The following is a 23087-nucleotide window of genomic DNA, read 5'->3' on the forward strand; positions in this document are numbered from 1 at the left end:
TCACCGTGCGCCTCCCGCTGCCGCGCGGGGGATGCCCTGCTCGCCGATGAGGCCACTCCATGTGTCGCGATATCGGGCAAGTCCGGTGAAGCTTGCGGCACGCACGGGCTCCGGCACTTCCGCGGCAAATTCGCGGCCGACGGTCTCGAAGGCCAGCGCCGCCGCCCCGGTGGCGCTGCCCTCCAGTGTGGCCCCTTGCAGGAAGGCCTGGCTGGGACGCAGTTGCGCCACTAGCCCGGCGAGCAGGCCGCCAGCGTTCAGTCCGCCATCGACGATCACGGTGTTGTCCGAATGGATCTGGTCGAGGCAGAGGTCGACCATCAGCGCGACGTAGAGCAGCGCCACGGCTGCGCGTTCCTCGGCGCTTGGCATGCGGCCGACCAATTTGCCGGCGCGGCCGGGCATTGGTCCGCCCGGCGCGAAGCTCGGCAGCGCCATGCTGCCGGCGTTGATCACCCGCTGCACTGCCGCCGGCGCGATCGCGCCTTGCCAGCCGTCGCTGATCGTGGCGAATTCGCGCCCGCCCATGAAGCGGATGGTCGGCACAGGGCCGCCGTCGATATCGACATTGACCAGCATGTCGCGCTGGCCATCGAGCGCGTCGAGCAGGCAATCCGGATTAAGCACGACGACCCAGGTGCCGGTCGAGACGACGGTGACCGGGCCAAGCTCCTGCCGGCGATAGGCATGGAGCGCGGCATTGCTGTCATGGACACCATTGTGGATGGCGATCCGCCGCTTCGTGTCGCCGAGGCGTTGCTCGCCGACAACCGAGCCCGCCCGCTCGAAAGCGGGCATCCGGTCGCGCCAGCCCTCAATATCAACCAGCGAACTGAAGTCGCGCTTGCGCGGCGCCCATAAATGCGAGTGGCAGCCGAGATAGGACACTTCCGAGACCGCCCGGCCGCCAAACCGCCAGCTCCAGTATTGTGGATAGCCGAGGATCGATTTCGCGGCCGTGAATGCACCGGGTTGCACCGCCTGTAGCCACAGCATGTGGCGACCGTAGTTGAAGCCGAGCGGCAATCGCGGCGAGAAGGTCTCGGTGAAATCCGGAACGAGGCGATCAATTTGCGCGGCAATATCAGCCGGCGGCTCTTGCTCATAATCGAGTATCGGATGCGTCAGCGCCGCCTCGTCGACCAGGGCAAAGGTGCAGCCATGGCCCGACACCATCACGCCCTGTACGCCATGGACGTCGGAGGCCTCGCTTACGGCGCGAACCGCCCAACTGTGAAGTGCTGCCTCATCAAGCACGCTGAAGCCATCTTTGCGCATCCAGTTCGGCCGGGTCCGGCGCTCGTCGACGATGCGCCCGTCCTGAGCGAAGACGAACAGCTTCGAATTGGTCTTGCCGAAATCGAGGACGGCCATCTTCACTGGATGGCTCCCGAAGCCGAAGCGATGCGCACCATGACGCCCGCGTCTTCCAGCATGCGCGCGTCGACGTCGGACAGGCCGTCATCGGTCACCAGCGTGCCGATGCGCGACAAGGGCAGCGCGATGTTACGGGCGTGGATCGACAGTTTGCGGCTGTCGGCCAGCACCACGATCTGGTCGGCACACAGGCTGAGATCGGCGATGGAGCGGACCAGCAGCGGGTGCGATTCCAGCACGCCCTCCTGGCCAAGGCCTTGCGCGCCGAGAAAGAACTTCGATGCGTAGAACGGCTCCGCCTGGGTCGGTGAATGGATGATGCCCGGCTCACGATGCAGATCGCCGCCGGCAACGGTCAGGCTGCAATGGCCGTGGTCGCTCAGATAGGCCGCGAGCGGCATCGAATTGGTATAGAGACGGATGCTGCGCTCAGCCAGCTTGACCCCAAGGTGGAAGCAGGTCGAACCGCCATGCACGATGACCGCATCGCCGTCGCGCACCATCGTGGCCGCGAGAGCGGCGATCTGCCGCTTGGCCTCGACCGCGAGGTCGCGGTTCTCGTCATAGGGCCTGGCATAGGCAACACCCGCCTGTGAAGCGCCGTCGAGCGCCGAGATGCCACCATAGACCTTCCGTGCTTCACCGGCCTCGTCGATCTTGTCGATGTCGCGCCGCACCGTCGCCGCCGACACGCCGAGCTGCTCCTGCAGTTCGCGCACCGACGCGAAGGGGCGATCCCGCAGCAACTCGACGATCTGACGCTGGCGGCCGGAGTCGCTCAATCGTTTTCCTCCCAGGAGCCGTTTTGCCACGACATTTGACGTAACTTACTCAACATCTTTCCGATTGCAAGAACCTTTGATGACATTAGATCACTATTGACGTAAGTCGCTCGCATCTGCGATACACATCAACATCCCACGACGGGTATCCGAAGCTGCGAGGCTGACGGAGTTGATAGAGGAAATGCGCCATGGCGAGCTATGCGGATGCGCAGGAAATGGCTGCTTTGCGGGCGCTTTCGGCCAGCATCGGGCGCAATCCAAATCTGACCCAGGCCGCCGGCGGCAACACCTCGCTGAAAGCCGGCGACACGCTGTGGATCAAGGCTTCCGGCACATGGCTGAAGGATGCGCTCTCCGAAGACATCATGGTCCCGGTGGCGATGGCGCCGCTGCTCAGGGCTGTCGAACAGCGCGACAGCGCCGCCGACCAGCCGCAGATCTTCGCCATCGAGACGCTCAACGCCCGGCGCCTGCGCCCTTCGATTGAAACCACCGTTCACGCGCTGATGCCGCAGCGCGTCGTCCTGCATGTCCATTGCGTCGAAACCATTTCGCTGGCGGTACAGGCCAATTGCGAGGTGGAAGCCGCCAGACGCCTTGATGGCCTCAAATGGGCGTATGTTCCTTATTTCCGGCCAGGCCTGCCGCTTGCCCAGGGTATTGCCGAGCGGCTTCAGGCTGGGGTCGACGTGCTGATCCTTGCCAATCACGGGCTGGTCGTCGCGGCCGATACCGTCGCCGAGGCCGAAGTGCTGCTGCGCCGCGTCACGCTGCTTCTGGCGCGGCCGGCGCGCCAAGTGGCGGAACCGGATGTTGCGGGATTGGCGGCGCTGGCCGGGAAAACCGGTTACAGGCTGCCGGCGGAAATCGAGGCGCACGCGGTCGCCATCGATCCCGAAAGCCGCCGCATGGCGTCCGGGGGCAGCCTCTACCCCGATCACGTCATCTTTCTGGGTCGGGGGTCGGTGGTGGCAAAGCCCGGTGAGGATGTGCCGCGCGTCATCGAGCGGTGCGGTACAAACCCCGTGGCGATCCTGTTTCCCGGGCTGGGCGTGCTGATGCGCGGCGATGCCAGTGCGGGCGCCGACGCCATGCAACGCTGCCTTGCCGACGTGACGGCACGCATCGACATTGCAGCGCGGCTGAACTACCTCACCGCCGCCGAGAACGATGAACTGGTCAACTGGGACGCCGAGAAGTATCGCCAGAAACTCAATGCCGCCAGCCGCTGACACGCCGCTTGCCATAGGCATCGACATCGGCACGTCCGGCGCGCGCGCGGTCGCCATGCGTCCGGATTTTTCCATTGCCGCGCGTTCCGCCGTTTCGCTCGAGTTGTTTGGCCGGAATGCCCGCGACCCTGCAGTGTGGTGGTCAGCGGTCGGCGCAGCGCTGGCGGAACTGCTTTCGGGCATCGACCGAACAGCGGTCCGGTCGATCGCTGTTGACGGCACTTCAGGTACGTTGCTGCCGGTCGACGGCGCCGGGCGGCCGCTGGCCGAGCCGCTGATGTACAACGATACGGTCGCCGACAACGCCATTCTGGTCGCGATCGCTCGCGAAGCCCCAGCGACCAGTGCCGCACTTGGGGCGACGTCCGGTCTCGCCAAGGCGCTCTGGTTCCAGCGCACGCCCGGTGTTGCCGCGGTGCTGCATCAGGCGGACTGGATCGCGGGACAATTCTCCGGTCGCTTCGATGTCAGCGACGAGAACAATGCCTTGAAAACCGGTTACGACATCACGGCCCGCTGCTGGCCGGACTGGATTGCGGCCACCGAAATGCGCATGGAGTTGCTGCCCGGTATCGCCAGGCCGGGCGATGTCGTCGGCAAACTCACCGCGGATGCCGCGGATATGTTCGGCTTACCGCGCGAAATCGCCGTCGTCGCCGGAACGACCGATGGCTGCGCCTCGTTCCTGGCGACAGGTGCCGCGGCAATAGGCGACGGCGTCACCGCGCTGGGGTCGTCGTTGACCGTCAAGATCCTGTCCGACCGGCCTATCTCGGCGCCACGCTTCGGCATCTACAGCCATCGGCTTGGAGATGTCTGGCTGGCGGGCGGCGCATCGAACTCCGGCGGCAAGGTGCTGACACAGCATTTCCCTCTGGCGCGCATCGTCGAGCTGAGCATGGCGATCGACCCGATGACCGAGACCGGCCTCGACTACTATCCTCTTGCCACTGCAGGCGAACGCTTTCCGATCGCCGATCCGGCACTGCCGCCGCGTCTTGTGCCGCGACCGGTGGAGGACGCCGACTATCTGAAAGCCATGTTGGAGGGTATCGCCGCGATCGAGGCGCTCGGCTATGACAGGCTCGCCGAGCTCGGCGCTCCGCAGCTGACGTCGGTCAGAAGCGTCGGCGGCGGTGCGGCGAATGCCGCCTGGACGGCGATCCGGCAGCGCAGACTTGGTGTTGATTTCCTGCCGGCGCTTTCGGACGAAGCCGCCGCCGGCACAGCGCGGCTGGCGCTGATGGGCGCAAGCGCGGCGGGGCTTCTATGAGCGCGAAAACAGTCGAACACCTCAACGGCGTCAACCAGCTGGCCGAGCGCTATGATTTTTTCCTGCTCGATCAGTTCGGCGTGCTGCATGACGGCGCCAGCCCCTATCCAGGGGCAGTGGAAGCACTGTCGGCGCTGAAGCGCGCCGGCAAGACCATTGTGCTGATCTCGAACTCCGGCAAGCGGGCGGGGCCTAACGAGAGCCGGCTGCTAAAGCTCGGCTTCGAACCGGGAAGCTGGGACCATTTTGTTTCTTCCGGCGAGGTCGCGTGGGAGTTCTTCCACGACATGGCGGTATCCGGAAAGCTACTGCCAAACACGAAATGCCTGTTGATAAGCCGCGACGATGACCGCTCGGCGATCGAAGGTCTGCCGTTCGCATTGACTAAGGACGGTGACGATGCCGGGCTGGTGCTGATTTCGGCCAGCGAGGGCGACCGCTATGATCTTGAGCACTATCGCCGACTTCTTGCGCCGGCTGCGGTGCGGCAGGTGCCATGCTTTTGCACCAACCCTGACAAGATCATGCTGACGGCAGTGGGGCCGCGCTTCGGCGCCGGCCGGCTGGCGGATCTCTACGAGGACCTCGGTGGTAGCGTCACGCGTATCGGCAAGCCTTACCCCACTATATTCGGCGCTGCGCTAGCGGTGGCAGGCAATCCAGACCGCAGCACTGTGGTCTGCGTCGGCGACAGCGTCGAACACGACATCGCCGGCGGACTTGCTGCCGGCGTGGCCACGGTGCTGGTTCTGTCAGGAATATTGGCGGACACACCTGACCTGTTCGACCTGTTCGACACGATGGACGCCTACCCGGATTACACCATGGATGGCTTCAGGTTTCGCTGATTTGATTAACCCGGCAGCGCTCGCGCCCGAATCCGGCCTCAACGCCTCGTGGCCACGAGCATTGGCCGGCTGGCTCAAGACTGCCGAACAGCGCGGATCCAGTCGAGCCGCGCGGCTGGAATGAGGCCGTAATTGTAGAAATTGACGCCGTCCACACCGGGCGCCAGCGCCGGCTTCACCTTGGCCGCGAGGATGTCGGGGCGGGCCATTTCCGGATAGAACAGCCGGTAGCCGGCGCCGAGGAATTTGTCCGCGCCCAGTGCCGCACGGCCGGCCGCCATCAGGCTGGCGACATCGCCGGCCTGCATGTCGTAGGCGCACAGGATCGCCCCGTCGCAGACCTTGCCCAGCGCTGCCAGATCGCAACCGCCAAGCCAGCCGTCTTTCAGATCGATAATGACGACCCGCGTCGTGGGATCGGCTACCTCGCGCAGTTCGGCGACCAGGCTGGTCACTGGCTCGAATCGCCACAAGAGATAGGCATGGAGCTCCGGCCACGGCGCAAAGGCGTCGAGGCCGCAGGCGGGGAAATCGGGAAAGCGCCGCTCAGGCACCGCACGCTCGCAGGTCTCGACGATCCATTGCCTGGTGAGCTTACGCGCCGCCTCGGCATCGATGCCGGCTTTTGCCGCACGGGCGACGCAGGACGGACAGAAGCACAGAGACAAAAGAAAATCGTCTTCCGGCGTCAGCCCGACACCGTCCTTCTCGTGATGGTATTCATGGGCAAAGCCCATGAAGGACGGGCTTTCAAGTTCTATCCGGTCCGGCCGATAGCTGTGCGAGATGTCGGCGATCAGCGCGCGGACATAGGCGCGCGCATCGGGATGGGACGGGCAGAGATTGTAGTAGTTGGCATCGCCGAAGGCGTTGCGGGTGACGGCCTGCGGATGCAGCATGCCCAGGCGGGTGTTGTGCAGGCAGACCGTCCAGCACGAAACGGCTAGCCCGCCCGCGTCGCGACGGCGGATGAGCTGACCGAGCACGTCGCCGCCCTCGGTGATCACGTCAGCCACCTTGGGTTGGATGGCTAGACTTCCCCAGCGCGCAGCGGTCGGCTTGAAATAGATGGTGCCGTCCTCAGGGAAATAGGCCTTGCGGCCCGGACTGCGCGGCTGCAGGAAGCGCCCGGCATGATAGGATGTCGCCAGGCTGATCATGTTGAGCCCGGCGCGCCCGACAAGATCACGTTCGACCGTCTCCAGGCCGAGATCCTGGATGTCCCAGGGATAGGTCCACATGGACAGTTGCTGCATGGAATATCCTCTGCCTTTGGCTCAGCCGTCGACCGGCTCTGCGACTTGCATTAGGCAGTCGCCCGCCTCACACATCGTGTGCAGCCGGCGCGACAGCACCAAGCCGCTTTCGGCGAAATGTAGGGCCTCCTCGGCAACATCGAGCCGCTCGAGATCGTGGTACCAGCCGGCCAATTGTCCTGAAGTGACACTGTCGCCGAGCCTGGCGGCGGGCTCGAACCAGCCGCGGCGGGTGGCATAGAGGCCCTGGCTGTGCCTGGACAGGGACAGCAGCCTTGTCGGCGCCGAAGGCTTTTCGCCAGCGCCAAGAACCGGCGCGCCGACCACACCCATTGCTATCATCAGACGGTCGAGTGCGCGGGCCGTGATCGCCATCGAATCGACCGTTGCGGTGCCACCGCCGCCGAACTCACCGCTGACGCCGACGGCGCCGGCGCGGCGCGCTGCGCCCATCGAGGTTGGCGAGGCCTGGCCGTTGTCAGCGATAAAGCCGTAGGGCATGCCGAGCGTGCGCATCAGCTCGACGCCGCGCCGGTGGCGCTCGGGATCGGCGTTGCGTTCGACCAGCGCGGTCGGCAGATGCTCCATCGACGTGCCGCCCGAATGGATATCGAAGACGACGTCGTGACGGGGGAACAGCTCCGTCTCAAGGAAATTGGCGAGCCGGCTTGTCGGCGTTCCCGAGGGGTCGCCGGGAAAGGCCCGGTTGAGATTGCCGCCGTCGAGGGGCGAGCAGCGCTTGGAGGCCATCACCGCAGGGGCGTTGGCCATCGGCATGATGGTGATGCGGCCCTTGATCCGCTTCGGATCGAGCCGGCGCGCCAGTTTTGCCAGCGACAGCTCGCCCTCGTATTCGTCGCCGTGATTGCCGGCCATCAAAAGCAGTGACGGGCCGTCGCCATTGCGGATGAGGCAGATCGGCACCTTGACCTGAAAGTAGGGCGAGCGATCGATCGAGAACGGAATGCTTAGATGGCTGAGCGTCTTGCCGTCGCGGTCGAAATCGAGCGTGTGGGCGAGGCCGGTGTGCATGGTCAGACCGCCGCGACCGCGGTGATTTCGATGCGCAGATCAGGGTCGGCAAGCCGCGCCTCGACGCAGGCCCGCGCCGGCAGGCGGGCAGGATCGATCCAGGCATCGTAGATGCTGTTCATGGCCTCGAAATCACCGATCTGCGGCAGGAAGATGTTGACCGCCACCAACTTCGACTTGCTGCTGCCGGCCTCGACCAGCAGCGCCTCGACTTTGGCAAGCACGTCGCTGGTCTGGCCTTCGATGCCGGCCTTGCGATCGTTGGCCACCTGGCCGGCTATGTGAACGAGGCCGCCATAGACGACTGCCTGCGACATGCGCGAGCCGGACTGAAAATACTTGATCATATCGGATCCTTTCGACGTTCTCTTTTTGGGGGATCTGGTCAGCCGAACCAGGTGGGAAAAGCGTGGCGGACGTGGCCGGTGGCGTCGACGCCGAAGATCACGCGATAACGGTCGAGGCAGGTGCAGGGATGCGAGATGCCGAATTCGACGACGTCGCCGACGGCGATGTCGTCGCTCGGCGCAATCGACAGGAAGGAATGCTGGTCGTTGAGCTTGACCACCTCGGCGCGCGCCGCCGGCATCGGCAGCGGCTTGCGGGCACGAAAGACGGTGAGCGGCGTTGGAAAGCCCTGGTCGAACGACACGTCGCGCATGCCCATGCCGCAGATGGCAAGGCCCGGCTCCGGCCGCGACAGCACTTCGGCCCACAGGCGTAGCGCAGGGCGAAAGGAATGCCGCGCCGAAGCGCTGATGCCGCCTATGGCAAAACCCTTGCGGGCATCGAGGGCGCCGAGCGAACGGTCATAGGTGCCGTGGTCGTGGAAGAAGATGGCGCCGCTGCGCAGCACCAGCGTTGCGTTGCCGTCGCTGGAAACGAGGGGTGCAAGCGCCGCGACCGCCTGGTCGAAGAAGGCGGAGCCGCCGGCTGTGACGATCAGCGGTGCGTCGCCGCCGACGCGGGCACGCAGCCGCAGGAACATGTCGGCGGTCATTGCCAGCAGGCCGGATATCACCTCATCGGTGCGACCGGGCTCGGGTTGCGCCGCCGCGCCTTCATAGGTCGCAACGCCGGCGATCAGCAGCCGCCCGCCGGCAGCCGTGATCGCATCGGCGATGGCCTCGGCTTGCGCGGTGGTGCGGGCGCCCGCCCTGCCCGCACCAAGTTCGACCAGCACGCGCAGCAGCGGCAGCGCCGCATTGGCGCGCCAGGCCTCGGCAAGCGCGTTCACGGCGTCGACCGAGTCGGCAAAGACATAGACCTCGGCATCCGGCCAGGCACCAGCAAGCACCGCCAGCCGGTTGGCGCCGCCGGCTCCGCCAACCTCATTGGCGATGATCAGCCGTGTCAAGCCGGCCTTCAGCATCACTGTCGCTTGCCTGATGTCGGCGACCGTCGTGCCCCATGCGCCGGCCTCGACCAGCGACCGGGCAAGGTCGGGCGCCATCGGCGTCTTGGCATGCGGAGCGATCTCAACATTGTGTTCGCGCGCATAGCGCAGGAACAGGTCGCGATTGGCGGAGAAGGCCGCCTCGTCGAGGGTCAGCACCGGAAGCGCCATGCGTCCATCGGCGGGATGCCAGTGCTCGGCCGCGACAAGGCTGCTGTCAAGCCCGGTTGTGCCGGGAGGCACGCCGCGGATGCGGTCGTCGAGCTGAAAATTTTCGTGCACCGAAAGGGCTGGAACCGGTGAGTTTTCAGTCATCCGATGCTAACCCTTTCACCGTCGCAGAACGAAGCCAGAATCGATCGCCGGTCACAGCCTGAGAGAGATACGTGCCAGAACCTTACGCCGGACCGATCATCGACGCCCATCATCATCTTTGGGATCTCAGCCTGGGACGGCATCCCTGGCTCGACGCCATGGCCGGCGAGCGCGGCGGCCTCGGCGAGCTTGGCCCCTTGCGGCGGAACTATCTGCCCGGGGATTATGCGCGCGATGCCATAGGGCATAATGTCGTCGCCACCGTCCATGTCGAAGCCGGCTGGGCGAGTGGCGACTGCATCGGAGAAACGCGCTGGCTTGAAACACTCGACAAATCGCGCGGCGTCGCCGCCCGCTATGTCGTTCACGTGCCGCTCGCCGGTCGCCAGACGCCTGCGCTGATCGAAGCGCAAGCCGCGTTCGAGCGTGTCGCCGGCGTGCGCGACATATTGAGCTGGGATCCCGACCCTGCCCGGCGTTTTGCGACCCGTGACGGCATCATGGACGATCCGGCCTGGCGCGCCGGGCTTGCCTTGCTTGGCCAGCATCGGCTGGCCTTCGACCTGATGGTGTTTCCGCGCCAGCTCGCCGGCGCGGCTCGCCTTGCGGCTGCCTTCCCCGATCAGCAATTCGTGCTCAACCATTGCGGCAGTCCGATCGACCGCGACGCCGACGGCATGCAGAGATGGCGCGACGGGCTGCGGCTTCTGTCGCAATGCGACAACGTCGCCATCAAAATATCGGATCTGGTCGCCTACGATCATGACTGGACGCTCGACAGCCTGAAGCCCGTCGTCCTGCATTGCATCGATTGTTTCGGCACCGGTCGCGCCATGTTCGGCAGCGACTTTCCGGTCGCCGGCCTGCATGCCTCGTTCGATGACATATATGACGGCTTCAAAACCATCACAGCGGACTTTTCCGCCGACGAGCAGACGGCGCTGTTCTTCGGCAACGCAAGGCGCATCTATCGGCTCGACGATGTGTCATCGGCGCGCCTGCTCCCGGCCTGAGAGCAGCAGCAGGCCGAGGATCAGCGAGCCGAACAGGATGCTGCGCCAGCCGGGCGATGCGTTGACGACGGTGATCAGCGCGGTGATGGTGACCAGCAGGATGGCGCCGGGGATGGTGCCGGCATAGGTGCCAAGCCCGCCGAGGATCGAGGTGCCTCCGAGGACCACAGCGGCAATCGAGGCGAGCAGATAGGGATCGCCGATGCCGACATAGCCCTGTCCGTTCATGCCCAACACGAGCACGCCGGCAAGTCCCGAGCAGAAGCCGCTGATGCCGTAGACCGCAAGCGTCGTGGACGTGACCGGAACACCGGACAGCGCCGCGGCAAGCGGGTTGGCGCCCATGGCGAAGATGCGGGCGCCGAGCGATGTCGCATGCATCGTGGTCAGCACGATCGCCGACACGACCACCCACAACAATACGCCAGCGGGAATGCCGGCCGGCCGGCCATTGCCGAGCCAGTGGACCAGCGGGTTCTCGGCGGTCACGGCGCTGCCGCCGGCGATGATGATCAACAGACCCTGCAAGAATGTCGCCATGGCCAATGTCATGATCATCGGGTGGACGCGCAGCAAAGCGACGCCGAGCCCGTTGACCAGGCCGATTGCCGTGGTCAGCACCAGAACGGCAAGAATGGAGGTGATGCCGGTCGGATCCACCTGCCACGACAGCAGCGGCAGGCTGACGGCGCTGACCGTGACGATGGCCGCGACGGAAAGGTCGATGCCGCCGGCGATCACCACAAAAGTCTGGCCCGCGGCAACCAGGCCGATGACGGCGCCGAGCTCCACCAGATAGCGCAGATGGCCATAAGCGCCGAAGCCGCGCGAAACGAAGCTCGCCACGATCCAGACCGCGGCAACGATGGCAACGGTGAGAAACGGCCGGCTGCGCAGGACCGTCAGGGCGCGTTTGCCGCCCGCGCTGTCATTCCATGCTGTCATTGCTGTGCCTTGCGGAATTGCGGGATGGCGACCGCGCCGATGATGATCAGGCCCTGGGCCACATATTGTGCGACCGGCGTGAAGCCGAGGAAGAACATGACGCTGATCATCAGGCTGAGCAGCAGGCTGCCGGCAAGCGCGCCGCGCATCGTGCCCTGGCCGCCGAGGAAGCCGATGCCGCCGAGCACCGCAGCGGCAATCGAGTTCAGGGTAAAGGCGGCGCCGATGACCGGGTCGCCCGAACCGGTCTGTGCGGCGACGAACAAGCCGGCGCCAGTGGAGAGCAGACCGCTGATCGCATAGGCCGCAATGCGCGCGCCGTCGACCGGCACGCCGGAGCGATAGGCGCCGACCGGATTCTCGCCGGCGGCATAGAGGCTCAAGCCAAGCGGCGTGGCGAGATAGAGCTTCCACAGGAGAATGATGACCACCAGCAGCACGAATGCCGCCGGTGTGTTGCCGGCAAGCAGGTCGGACAGCCACGCCGGGATTGCGCCGCCGGGCCGCGGCAGGATCAGCAGTGCGGCGCCGCCGATGATGAACGACCCGGCAAGCGTCACCACGATCGCCGGCAGGCGAAGCCGTACCACGATGAAGCCGGTCGCCGCCCCGATGCCGAGGCCCGTCAGCGCCACTGCGGCAGTGCCCCCGGCGACGCCCAGCGGCCCGGCCATCGTCGTCGCGGCGATGACCGCGCCCAAGCTGACCGTCGCGCCGATGGCCAGGCTGATGCCGCCGGTGAGCATCAGGATGGCCTGCGCCATCGCGACCAGAGCCAATGGAAACCAGCTCTGCGTGAATTTGGCGAAGCCGGACGCCGTGAACAGACCCGGAAAGAGGACGCCATAGGCGATGAGAAACACCAGGACGACGGCAAACAGGCTGCGCACGCCGACATTGCGACGCAGTTGCACCGGCCAGTAGAGCGCGCCGGTCTGCCGGGCGGAGGAAGATGTGTTCATGCCGCAACCTTCCGCTGTTCGGCGCCCATCGCCGCGGAGACGATGGCTTCCTCGCTCAGCGCTCCACGCGCCAGCATGGCGACGATGCGGCCTTCGCGGACGATGGCTACACGGTCGCAAAGGTGCACCAGTTCGGGCGTGTCGGAACTGAGCAGCACGACCGCCTTGCCGGCGGCGGCGAAATTGCGAAGCATCATGTAGATCTCACGTTTTGTTTCGACGTCGACGCCGCGCGTCGGATCGTTGAGCAGAAGCACCAGCGGGTCGTGCGGCATCCATTTCGCCAGCGCCACCTTCTGCTGGTTGCCGCCCGATAGAGCCTGCGCCGCCCGGCCGAGGTGACCCTTGATGCCGAGTTGGGCGGCAAGGCTTTTGGCCGTCTCGCGCTCTGCGCGGCGGCTGCGCAGCTTCAGCGCCGGCAGCCTGGCAAAGGCGGGCAGCATCATGTTGGTGATGATGGGATGGATCAGGTGCAGGCCCTCGCGCTTGCGATCCGCGGGCACATAGGCCAGCCCCAGCGCGTTGGCTTTCGGCACGCCGCCGGGCAGGCCGGAGGCGCCGTTGACGGTCGCCGACGCCGTCCGTGCCGGAATGGCGCCGTAGAGACCGAGCAGCAGATCTTCCTGCCCTTGCCCGACCAGGCCGCCAATGCCAAGCACTTCGCCCGTTTTGATATCAAGATCGACGTCGCGCATCAGGCCGGCCGAAAGATTTCGGACAGAGATAGCGTCGGCAGGCAAACTGGAAGGCTGCCATTGCGGAAAAAGATCACCGGGATCGCGGCCGACCATCAGCCGAACCAACCCGGCGGCGTCGGTGCCTTCCAGGGTGCGGTCGGCCGTGCAGGTGCCGTCCTTCAGAACGGTGACGTGCTGGCACAGCGCCATGACTTCGTTCAGTCGGTGCGAGATGTAGAGAATGGCGATGCCTTCGCCGCGCAACCGCTGCAGCAGATCGGTGAGAATTTTGGTTTCGGTTGCCGATAGCGACGATGTCGGTTCGTCGAGAATGAGCACGCGCGGCCGGCGGTAGAGCGCCTTGGCGATCTCCACCATTTGGCGGCGGCCGAGCGACAGATGCCCGACCGGCGTCGACAGCGGCTCGTGCAGCCCGACAAGTTCGCATGCGGTCCTCGCCCGCGCAGCGAGTTCGCGGTAGTCAATCAGGCCGAACCGTTTGGGATAGGCGCCGAGACCAATATTTTCGGCGATGGAAAGACTGGCCGTCAGGCTGAGTTCCTGCTGGACGACGGCGATGCCGGCCTGCCGCGCAACAGCCGGCGTCATGCGTGAGACCGCGCGTCCATCGACCTCGATCGTCCCGCTATCCGGTCTCAAGGCGCCGGACAAAAGGTTGATCAAGGTCGACTTTCCGGCGCCGTTCTCGCCGAGCAGCGCATGCACGCGGCCCGGCTGGAGAGCGATTGAAACGTCGCGCAGGACGGGGTTGCCGAAGAAAGACTTCGACACACCCCGCGCCGCGAGCAGCGGAGCCATGGTTGTCAACGCTACAACCCTTCAGGCTTATTTCTGAGCCAGCAGCTTCTTGAACAGCTCCTCATCGTAAGGAGAAAAGATGTAGCCGTCAGCCGGGAAGTCCTTGGCCCGGGCGAGGTATTCGTCGATGTTGGAATTGTCGATTACCGGCAGCGGAATCTTGACGAAAGCCGGCACATCCTTGCCTTCCAGCGCCTGGACGGCAGTGTAGGTGGCGAAGGCGCCGAGCCAGTTCGGCTGCATCGTCGCCCAGCTCTTCAAGCCCTTTTCTTTCCAGAGTTCCAAAAACTGCCGGGCGTTCTCACCGGTGATCGGCACCTGTTCACGGCCCTGCTTGTCGAGGGCCAGCACGGCGCCTGCCGACAGAGCGCCGCCGAGCGACAGGATGCCGTCGATCTCGGGGTTGGCGAAGAGGAGGCTGGTGACGGCTTCCTGTGCCGGCGCGACGTTGTAGGGCGTGTTGGTCTCGGCAAGCACCGTCACGTCGGGATGGGCCTTGAGCTCAGCGTCGGCGCCTTTGCGCCTGTCATCGCTGACCGAAACCCCGGCGGGGCCATTGAGGATCAGGATCTTGCCCTTGCCGCCGATGGCGTCGATCAGGAACTTGGCGGCCTGGTCGCCCCATTGCGAAGAATCGGTGTTGACCTTGGCGGTGACCTTGTCGGTGTCGACGAGGCTGTCGAAGTTGATGATGGCGATGCCCTTGGCGCAGGCGTCGGCCAGAACGCGTGCCGGTGCGGTCGACGAACCGGCGATCAGGATGATGGCGTCGACATCGGAATCGATCATCGACTGAATCTGCTGGATCTGGACGTTGGCATCGCCCTGAGCGTCGGTGACGACGAGCTTGTCGACCAGTCCCTGCTTCTTCAGGGTCTCGACTTCGGCTTCGATCGTGCCCTGGGTCTGCTTCATCCAGGTCGGCACGGAATAGATGTTGGCCCAGCCGATCGTGTACGGCGCCTTGCGGTCGCCCTTGATGCAGTTGGCGGCGGCATTGGCTGCCGAGCCGGCGCCAAAGCTCAGCACGAGACCGAGGCAAAGCGCGCTGGCGGATGCGAAAAACGGTGATTTCATCATGACTGTTCCCTTCAGAGGTTGTGGCCTCGACGTGCAGAACAAGGGCGAGGAAACCCGTCGGTCGCCGGATCTTGGAAACCGTGTGTCGCCTCGGGATTTGTCTGCGTCAGGCTCGTTAGTTTGTCTGGTATTTCAGACAATGTGTCTGTATATCGGACAAATTGGATGCTAGACCGAGCCTTGACATCTTTCAAGCGCCTTGAGACGAGAACCGAAATGATTTTGGCGGATGGTCATGAGCGACGGCACTAACGATGCGATCGGGAAGGAAGCCGGCGCGGAGCCGCGCAATGGCGAACGACGACGCGGCATCGACCGCGTCATCATGCTGCTCGAGGCTTTGCTGCGGCATCGCGCGCCAATGCGCGTCGGCGACATCGCCAAGATGATCGGCGCGCCGCGTTCGACCACCTACGAGATCGTCAACAGCCTGCTCGACGCCGAAATGCTCGAAAACGTCGGCGGTGAAGGTTACGTCTATTTCGGACGCGCCATGCATCTGTTCGGCTGGGCCTACTCACATCACAATGCCCATTACCGTCGCATCATCGAGACCTTGGATAAGTTGGCCGCCGAGACAGGCGAGACGGTCCAGCTATGCGGCCTGCGTGGCAACAAATACGTCGTTCTTGACTGCCGAGATTCCCCAGGCCCGTTCCGGATCTCAAGCGATGTTGGGGTTGAGGTGCCGATCCCATGGACGGCATCCGGACGGCTGCTCCTCGGCCATATGAACGAGCAAGAGTTGAGGGATTTCATCCCATCTGGCGACTACAGGCTTCCCGACGGCCGCATCATTGCACCAGCCGAATTCTTTGCCGATGTTGCCTTGGCCCACCGGCAGGGTTTCAGCGAGACCACAGCCTTGGCCGACCGTTTCACCTGGTGCATGGCGGCCCCCATCCGTGACGGCCACGGCGCCATCAAAAGGACCTTGTGTTTGGTGTTACCCGTCGACACGCCGGAGCCACGGCGCGACGAACTGCTTGCGTTGCTGCGCGAGCGCGCCCGTGGACTGTCTCTGGCGGGAGGCTGACGATCAGCCGTCGTGCCCTCTGGTTGAAGCCTCTTAAAGGCACATGGATTCCGCTCTTCCCCATTGGTTCCATTTAGGTTCGGGACCTTAGTCCCATAGTCGGTGGATAAGGTCCGAACCAGGGAACACGCAACCGGAAGCCACATTAGGAGAAGACCGTCGATCAAAGTCCCTTCATCGCCGGTTGAGGATCCCGCCGCTCTTACTGTCGAGAGCGCGGCGGGATCCTTACGCGCGGAGCGAGCACATGAGATTTGTCGAAATTTTCACAGATGTGCTTACGGCCCTGCTTCTCGCTTTATTCGTGTGCGGGATATTCGCTGTTTTCGGAGGCCATCTGGTTCCTCCACGCTACGCAAAGATGGTGTTGCTGCCGGACCTGGATAAGATGACGACTGCATCATCTACACCCAGCTTGCCCGATTCCATCGACTTGCAACTCCAAAAGCGCCCAGAGGTGCAAAGGTCTGCGGGCGTGACACAGCGCGCAGTCGGTCTGGAGCCGCCAGTGCCATCCAGCAAGCGGTAAGAATCAGCGGAGGTTTTCGTGGCTCCCCAGCTATCAGAGAGCGCCGGCGATTATTGACAGACCCGGCTCTTGAAATTGGCTAAAATCGCCGCTCCACATTTCCGCATCTGTTTGAATTGTGTTTATCAACTAGTGCGAACGCTATGGCGAAGCAGGTTGAGTTGGCGGCGTTCCTGGCTGATCCCCGCCAGTGCTTGATCGCGGCGTGGGATCCTTGTCGAGCTTGGGATTTCGGTCCACCGGTTCGCCATTCACATCGTCGGCCTTGGAGTTTGCAGGGTCCGTTTGGCCAGGATTTGGGCTGTAAGTATCTGGCGATGGAACCCGGCTGTTTTGTTGTGTCGCCGGTGTCTTAGCCTGCTCGGCCTGCTCGCCATAGATTTCAGCGATCCCCCAGGCAACGAGCGCCAAGACAAGGCCTGCCAAGAGCACGCCAAGGACCGGTCGCCCCAAGCCACCCTGCCTGGCCCGCTTTTCCGGAATGTTTCTGCTCATGATCGCAACCTTGGGCTAAGAGGAGTGGCCCGCGCTCCAGGAGCGAAGACGCGGGCAGTCAAGAGCTCCGGACGTTGGCCATGCGGCGAACAGGGAACTCGCTGCACATACCGAACTCGCTGGCGCTGTTGATGTTCCCACGGAATCCAAACAGCGCGCCGCCGGGAGCCGGACTGGCAATTTGGGTTGGAGTGGCTGGAACGAGCCAGCTCAAGGTCTACGAGCGGCGGTGTGCGTAAGCGGGCATTGCGAGCCAGACTGGAACTTTGCCGAATCTGCCGCGCTGCCGACCATGGCCGACTACAACGAGACCACCAATCCGGTGCTGACTGGTTGCAAGACCCGCGTTGCCACCAGGGACATCTGTTTGAAGGCTATCTGAAATTTGCTCCTCGTTGTTGGCGATTCCGCCCGATGGAACATCCTGATCCGCTCGTCAGGCAGGCACGACGCCTCGGCCGACCGACGAACCGCTGGAGTAAAATGAAACCTAAGCTGCGGCGCGGGTATCCGCACCGCGGTGTGTGTGCAGTCAGGGTCTTCCTGCCCTGCCGACAGCGCATACAGGTCTTGACCTCTCGTGGATCGTCGATCGGCAATCAAGACTTTAGCGGGAAATTCGATGGTACCTTGGCTGGGATCGGCTTCGGCTCTACACGATTGTATTTACTATGTTTTTCTTCGTAACGGTGGGCAATTTGTATCACAATAGGTATCGCAACGCGTAACACATTTTCTGCTACTTCATGGTACATAACCACACGCGGTTGAAGCCGGCGCTACGATGCCGCTTCTCGGCGCTTTCATCAATTGATCTGCCAAGTCGCTGGCGGCGATCGGATCGTCTGGCGCCGCAATGGGGAATTGCTCGGCAACCCACCTGTCCAAAAACTTCAGTCCGGGAACACTCAACCCGTCAATCCCGCGTAGTGATGGCATCGAGTATCTTACTACCCACGCAGCTTGGCGTGTCCACGAACCTCCTGGCCACCGGCGCGACGCAATGGCTCCTCGTGTATGAAGGCCTAGTAGGTCGAAACGTTAACTGCCGCCGCAGCCTTAGCACCGTCGTGACGAGGGCAAGGGTGCAGCGAGCAGTCCCATTCCCAAACCAAGGAATCCATCCCATGGCCCGAATTCCGGATCGTACAGTTGGCCGTCGCTGCAACCTGTGTACTCAAGCCCCTGCCCCTTTTTCCCCGTGCAGATCGCTTGCCCAGTACCAGGGGCGAGCGGCTCGCGTACGAGCAGTTACCAAATTCGACACGTCGTTGCTACAATCCCGCGCAAAATCGTCTCAGCCGGTCCATTCCGCTCTCGATCACGGAGTCGGCACCCGAGAACGAGATGCGTATGAAGTTTTTCATATTCGGCCCAAACGCGACGCCCGGGACGATTGCCAGTCGTTCCGTGGAGTACAGACGCTCGACAAACTCAGTGCCGGGTAAACCCGTCGCACTGACGTCGACGAAACAGAACATGCCGCCACCCGGCCGCGCAAATTTCAGCTGGGGAATCTCGGACAAGCTAGCGCACATCAGATCGCGTCTGCGCTTCAGTTCGCTTGAGAAAAACCGCATCTCCTCGTCACCCGCCGCATCGAGAGCCACCGCTGCGGCATCCTGAATAAAGGTCGGCGATCCGAAGAGCATGCATTGCGCAAGATTTTCCAAATGAACTGATGCCGAGACCGGCCCAAGCGTCCATCCTAGTCTCCAGCCAGTCATTGCATGAGACTTGGACAGGCTGTTCACAATTATCGTCCGCTCCGTCATGCCGGGAATGGACGTTACTGAGAGGAACTCGCCGTCGAAGATTGTGCTGCGGTAAACCTCATCACTGATGATCCACAGATTGTGCCGCTCAGCAAATCTCGCAACGGTTTCCAGATCCTGCTTGCCGAACACATATCCGCCGGGATTGTTTGGGGAGTTCAGCAAGATTGCCCGCGTTCGATCTCCGACCACTGCACTGAGAATATCCTCGGACATTTTCTCCCGCGCATTTTGCAGCGATAGTTTGACGGGTCGGGCCACTGCTCCACCGGCGCGTATTGCCGCTTCGTATGTGGCATACCAAGGCTCGAGGCAGAGCACCTCGTCGCCAGCTCCGGCAACGGTCATCAGGGCGGCGAAAAGAGCATTTTGTGCTCCACCGAATACAATGGCTTGTGCTGCACTCCAATCACGCCCATCGAACCGTTTTTGCGCGGCAGCAATGCTGCGACGGAGGCCCGGCGTGCCCGGAACCGGAGCGTAGTGCGTCCGACCGCCTCGGATGCTTTGAATGGCAGCTTCAGATATCCTCGTCGGCGTGTCGAACGAGGTATCCCCAAGGCAGAGGCTGACGACGTCTTCGCCTCGATCTACAGCATCCGCCGCCGCGTCCGCGATCGCCCAGCCTGCCGCTCCTTCACTGGCAATGGCCCGAGTGTGCTCCGAAAACCGTGGCAGCTCCTGATCAGTGTTAGTTCGCCGCAATGTTTCCATCGTTGCCTCCTCCCGAAAGCGCTGTGTGAGATAGTTACGCATCACTTTCCGAGTTGAAGGTAGATGCTTTTTGTTGTCAGGAATCCGTCGAGTTGTTCCGGTCCCATGTCCTTGCCAAAGCCCGAAGCTCCCACCCCACCGAATGGCATGGTCGGATCCAGCAGCCCATGTGCATTGATGTAAATGTTCCCGGCTTTGAGCCGCCGGGACAGCTGCACTGTTTCGTCGACATTGTCGGAATAGACAGCGGCAGCCAGCCCATAGATGCTCGCATTGGCCTTTTCCACCGCCTCATCAAAGGTCTCAAATCGTGCAACGCCCAGAACGGCGCCGAAGATTTCTTCGCGGAAAATTCCCATTCCTTCGGAGCATTCAGCGAAGATCGTCGGACGAAGAATGCCGTCCTCGCGACCCGTTCCGCCTGGCCCTTCGCCTGTAACGAGTAATGCGCCTTCCAAATGTGCGCTCTTGATATGCTCCAGGACGCGGCCCCGATGCGCCGCCGAGACGAGTGGGGTGATCCTGGAGATCGGATCCAAACCAGAACCAATTACCAAACTCTCTGCACCATCCTTCAGCTTCTCGACCAATTCGTCGTGGACGCTGGCATGGGCATAGACGCGCGATCCCGCGTCGCAGACCTGGCCGGAATTCATGAATATTCCTGACAAAATTGCGTTCGCTGCGTTATCCAGGTTCGCCTGCCTCGTCACGATCACAGGCGATTTACCTCCGAGCTCAAGCGTCAGGCGCTTCATCGTATCGAGCGCGGTTTTCCCAACCGCCGTTCCCACGGCTGTCGAACCTGTAAACGAAAGTTTGTCGATACCCGGGTGGGCGGCCAACGCCTGGCCGATGGTATGCCCAAAGCCATTTACGACGTTGATAACGCCGTCAGGAAAACCAACCTTGGTCGCGAGTTGGGCGACCCTCATTGCCGAGAGAGGCGTGAGCTCCGACGGTTTGCAGACGACCGTGCATCCGCAAGCAAGCGCGGCCGCAAGTTTCCACGAGAGGATCTGCAGTGGGAAATTCCACGGGATGATTGCCGCCACAACCCCGACCGGCTCCTTGATGGTGTAGGTCAGCGTCTCGCCAGGTAGGGAGACTGCGCTCGCTGTCCTGCCATCCAGCTTGCTTGTCCAGCCTGCAAAATAGTCGAAATTTGCGATCGAGCCGAAAACGTCGATCGACCTCGCGTCGGAAATCGCTTTCCCAACGTCGATGGTTTCCAGATGGGCCAGGAAATCTGCGTCGGCGTCGATCGCTTCAGCCAATCGCAGGATAAGCTTCTGTCGTTCCAGCGCCGGCATTCTGCCCCAATGGCCGTTGAGAGCCTTGCGGGACGAACGCACCGCGCGATCGACAACTTCAGCATTTCCGCTTGCCATTCCCGTCAATCTTTGACGAGTGAACGGTTCGATGACATCGATGACTTCGGCGGCTGAATCAACTTCCTTGCCGTCGATGAAATGGCCTATCGGACGGCAGACGAAGGAAATGACTTCGGACGGGACGGAGAACCGATTGAAGTAGCTGCCAATGTCCTGGTTCATGCTTTTGCTCTCTTACCTCCATCGGTGACGCATCGAAGAGCGCCTGCCGGCTATGGTGATCCTCAAAGATCCGACGCGCCGAAATCACCCAAGGTGGCGGTTCGGCTGGAAGCCGATCGAGCACCCCCTCGTCCCGTCCTGAGCTTTTGGTCTACGGGAAGCCCGGCTTCGCCGCATCGCTGCGCAGGAGAGGCCGAGACTCACCTGGCCTTGTTTAGATCACCGGGGGAAATTCGAAATTATGTTGCACCAAACGAAGGTTTGATGATTGCGAACGTCAAAGCCTTCACGATGGCCATTGCCGCGACGAGAGCCGAATTGAGGACACTTCCGCAAATGGTACCCATTCCGCCACGCTTACCAGGCCTCGATCATCGGCTACGAAATACTCAAGCAGATGTATTGATGTTGATGTAGTCGTCGGCTCCGTATTTCGAGCCCTCCCGTCCCATCCCCGATTGCTTCACGCCGCCAAACGGAGCGACCTCGGTCGAGATCAGACCTGTGTTGATACCACCATCCCAGTTTCGGCAACGCGGAATATACGTGCGACATCTCGCGAGTAGAAATAGCCGGCAAGACCGAACTCGGTCTTGTTTGCCATCGCTACGACCTCCTCCTCTGTCTCGAAGGAGAACAGCGGAGCAAGGGGACCAAAGGTTTCCTCCGCCGCAACCTTCATCTTGGAGGTGACACCGAGGAGTACGGTCGGCGAGAAAAACTGTTTGCCCTGTTCACCGCTTGTCCCGCCTGTCGCTATATGCGCGCCGTGCGACAGCGCATCCTGCAGATGCTCATTGACCTTGTTGACTGCATTTTCATCGATCAGAGGGCCGATCTGTGCCCCTTCAGCAAAGCCATTGCCGACCTTCAGGTTGCGCACCCGGCCTGCGAGTTTCGACGCAAACTCCTCGTAGACTCCCGACTGCACATAGATGCGGTTTGCGCAGACGCAGGTCTGGCCCGCATTGCGGAATTTGGCAACGACCGCCCCTTCCACGGCCGCGTCGATATCGGCGTCGTTGAAAACGATGAACGGTGCATTGCCGCCAAGCTCAAGGCTGAGCTTCTTGATCTGGTCCGCACCTTGCCTCATCAGGATCCGTCCGACATTCGTCGAGCCTGTAAACGAGATCTTTCAAACTTTGTCGCTTGCGCAGAGCACCGAACCAACCATTGCTGCGTTGGTGGATGTGACGATGTTCAGCACGCCCGCCGGGATACCGGCCCTCTCCGCAAGTACCCCAAGGGCGAGCGCCGACAATGGTGTCTGCGCGGCCGGCTTGGCGACCACCGAACATCCCACCGCCAAAGCGGGCGCAAGTTTCCGGGCGAGCATCGCGCTTGGAAAGTTCCAGGGCGTAATTGCTCCAACCACACCAACCGGACTCTTCAGCACGAAAATGCGCTTGTCAGCCTGATGGCCGGGAATGACATCGCCGTAAATCCGTTTTGCTTCCTCGGCGAACCATTCGATGTAGGACGCCCCATAGAGAATTTCGGTCCGGGCTTCTTGCAGGGGCTTGCCCATTTCCGCGGTCAGAATGATCGCAAGATCTTCGACATTTTGAACGACGAGATCATACAGCTTTCGAAGGTATGATGCTCGCTCCTTTCCGGTCAGCTTCGCCCACTTCTTCTGTGCTTCGTGCGCGGCATCGATTGCCTCCCGGAGCTCCAGTTCGCCCATATCTGGGACTGAAAGGGATGTGTTCGCCGGTGGCGGGGTCGGTCACGGCGAAGACGGATCCTTCCCTGGCACCCACCCAGCGCCCGCCCACAAACGCCTTGTTTACCAGGAGAGTGTCGTCTTTCAATTTGGATGCAAGGTCGGAATTGGTCATGTAACTCCTCATAGTGCCGGTGGCTTTGCCTGGGACTGGTCCTGGCTTTGGCCGTGCTCGCTCCATCGGCCGAGGGCGGCATTGTGACGTCGCAGAGTGACTGCCGGGCGCCGCGGCGTCATTCGCTA

Annotated in this window: 18 protein-coding genes and 1 pseudogene; 5 read left to right on the top strand and 14 right to left on the bottom strand. The window is 62.7% G+C overall.

Features of this window, described 5'->3' with window-relative positions:
- The gene (locus NLY43_RS10575; RefSeq protein WP_023710141.1) at positions 1–1380 is read right to left on the bottom strand and encodes an FGGY-family carbohydrate kinase; all 1380 of its coding nucleotides are present in this window, start codon (positions 1378–1380) and stop codon (positions 1–3) included.
- Entirely contained in the window at positions 1377–2159 is a 783-nt protein-coding gene (locus NLY43_RS10580) for a DeoR/GlpR family DNA-binding transcription regulator (RefSeq protein ID WP_023701285.1), read from the bottom strand. Before NLY43_RS10580 ends, NLY43_RS10575 begins: the two co-directional genes overlap by 4 nt.
- Before the next feature lie 191 nt (positions 2160–2350).
- Here NLY43_RS10580 and NLY43_RS10585 point away from each other — a divergent pair, with 191 nt between their 5' ends.
- The 3 genes from NLY43_RS10585 to NLY43_RS10595 are packed head-to-tail and all read left to right on the top strand — an operon-like array spanning position 2351 to position 5515.
- A complete protein-coding gene (locus NLY43_RS10585) occupies positions 2351–3394 on the top strand; it encodes a class II aldolase/adducin family protein (protein ID WP_023670571.1) in 1044 nt (347 codons plus the stop codon).
- Entirely contained in the window at positions 3378–4667 is a 1290-nt protein-coding gene (locus NLY43_RS10590; RefSeq protein WP_023723356.1) for an FGGY-family carbohydrate kinase, read from the top strand. The genes NLY43_RS10585 and NLY43_RS10590 overlap by 17 nt, the downstream gene beginning before the upstream one ends.
- Positions 4664–5515, top strand: coding sequence for a TIGR01459 family HAD-type hydrolase (locus tag NLY43_RS10595; RefSeq protein WP_023681854.1), 852 nt, complete (start codon positions 4664–4666; stop codon positions 5513–5515). The genes NLY43_RS10590 and NLY43_RS10595 overlap by 4 nt, the downstream gene beginning before the upstream one ends.
- A gap of 74 nt (positions 5516–5589) precedes the next feature.
- Here NLY43_RS10595 and NLY43_RS10600 read toward each other — a convergent pair whose 3' ends face one another.
- Genes NLY43_RS10600 through NLY43_RS10615 form a run of 4 tightly spaced genes read right to left on the bottom strand, consistent with a single transcriptional unit; the run spans position 5590 to position 9514 of the window.
- Positions 5590–6771, bottom strand: coding sequence for a hypothetical protein (locus NLY43_RS10600; protein WP_023723357.1), 1182 nt, complete (start codon positions 6769–6771; stop codon positions 5590–5592).
- A 21-nt stretch (positions 6772–6792) separates the two neighbouring features.
- Positions 6793–7803 carry a succinylglutamate desuccinylase/aspartoacylase family protein gene (locus NLY43_RS10605; protein ID WP_023710143.1) on the bottom strand — a complete coding sequence of 337 codons (1011 nt, stop codon included), beginning with the start codon at positions 7801–7803 and terminating at the stop codon, positions 6793–6795.
- Positions 7804–7805: 2 nt separating this feature from the next.
- Entirely contained in the window at positions 7806–8150 is a 345-nt protein-coding gene (locus NLY43_RS10610) for a RidA family protein (RefSeq protein WP_023670576.1), read from the bottom strand.
- A gap of 38 nt (positions 8151–8188) precedes the next feature.
- Positions 8189–9514 carry an alanine racemase gene (locus tag NLY43_RS10615; protein WP_031198959.1) on the bottom strand — a complete coding sequence of 442 codons (1326 nt, stop codon included), beginning with the start codon at positions 9512–9514 and terminating at the stop codon, positions 8189–8191.
- 71 nt (positions 9515–9585) lie between these two features.
- On the opposite strand from NLY43_RS10615, the gene NLY43_RS10620 reads away from it, so the two are divergent.
- Positions 9586–10527 (top strand): amidohydrolase family protein, encoded by a 942-nt coding sequence (locus NLY43_RS10620; protein WP_023710145.1) that lies wholly within the window; start codon positions 9586–9588, stop codon positions 10525–10527.
- Here the strand turns inward: NLY43_RS10620 and NLY43_RS10625 are convergent.
- From NLY43_RS10625 to NLY43_RS10640, 4 genes are read right to left on the bottom strand one after another with little or no spacing between them, the layout of a single operon-like run.
- Positions 10501–11472 carry an ABC transporter permease gene (locus tag NLY43_RS10625; protein ID WP_023723358.1) on the bottom strand — a complete coding sequence of 324 codons (972 nt, stop codon included), beginning with the start codon at positions 11470–11472 and terminating at the stop codon, positions 10501–10503. The two genes, NLY43_RS10620 and NLY43_RS10625, sit on opposite strands and share 27 nt — an antisense overlap.
- On the bottom strand, positions 11469–12434 hold the full coding sequence (locus NLY43_RS10630; protein WP_023710147.1) for an ABC transporter permease: 966 nt from the start codon (positions 12432–12434) through the stop codon (positions 11469–11471). Before NLY43_RS10630 ends, NLY43_RS10625 begins: the two co-directional genes overlap by 4 nt.
- Complete coding sequence (locus tag NLY43_RS10635; protein WP_023723359.1) at positions 12431–13930, bottom strand: sugar ABC transporter ATP-binding protein; 1500 nt, start codon at positions 13928–13930, stop codon at positions 12431–12433. The genes NLY43_RS10630 and NLY43_RS10635 overlap by 4 nt, the downstream gene beginning before the upstream one ends.
- A 27-nt stretch (positions 13931–13957) precedes the next feature.
- Positions 13958–15010 carry an ABC transporter substrate-binding protein gene (locus NLY43_RS10640; protein WP_023723360.1) on the bottom strand — a complete coding sequence of 351 codons (1053 nt, stop codon included), beginning with the start codon at positions 15008–15010 and terminating at the stop codon, positions 13958–13960.
- A 235-nt stretch (positions 15011–15245) separates the two neighbouring features.
- Here NLY43_RS10640 and NLY43_RS10645 point away from each other — a divergent pair, with 235 nt between their 5' ends.
- Complete coding sequence (locus NLY43_RS10645) at positions 15246–16046, top strand: IclR family transcriptional regulator (RefSeq protein ID WP_023681861.1); 801 nt, start codon at positions 15246–15248, stop codon at positions 16044–16046.
- A 670-nt stretch (positions 16047–16716) separates the two neighbouring features.
- Here the strand turns inward: NLY43_RS10645 and NLY43_RS10650 are convergent.
- The 4 genes and pseudogenes from NLY43_RS10650 to NLY43_RS10665 all read right to left on the bottom strand — a co-directional run bounded on the left by NLY43_RS10650 (position 16717) and on the right by NLY43_RS10665 (position 22959).
- Positions 16717–17070, bottom strand: coding sequence for a hypothetical protein (locus NLY43_RS10650; protein WP_084561007.1), 354 nt, complete (start codon positions 17068–17070; stop codon positions 16717–16719).
- 1274 nt (positions 17071–18344) lie between these two features.
- Positions 18345–19559, bottom strand: a complete 1215-nt coding sequence (locus tag NLY43_RS10655; RefSeq protein ID WP_198025437.1) for a pyridoxal phosphate-dependent aminotransferase — start codon at positions 19557–19559, stop codon at positions 18345–18347.
- A gap of 41 nt (positions 19560–19600) precedes the next feature.
- Positions 19601–21115, bottom strand: coding sequence for an aldehyde dehydrogenase family protein (locus NLY43_RS10660; RefSeq protein ID WP_023710151.1), 1515 nt, complete (start codon positions 21113–21115; stop codon positions 19601–19603).
- Between the two features lie 378 nt (positions 21116–21493).
- Positions 21494–22959: pseudogene (locus NLY43_RS10665) on the bottom strand (NAD-dependent succinate-semialdehyde dehydrogenase).
- Positions 22960–23087: the final 128 nt, after the last annotated feature.

This window comes from Mesorhizobium sp. C416B (assembly GCF_030323165.1).
GTDB lineage: Bacteria > Pseudomonadota > Alphaproteobacteria > Rhizobiales > Rhizobiaceae > Mesorhizobium.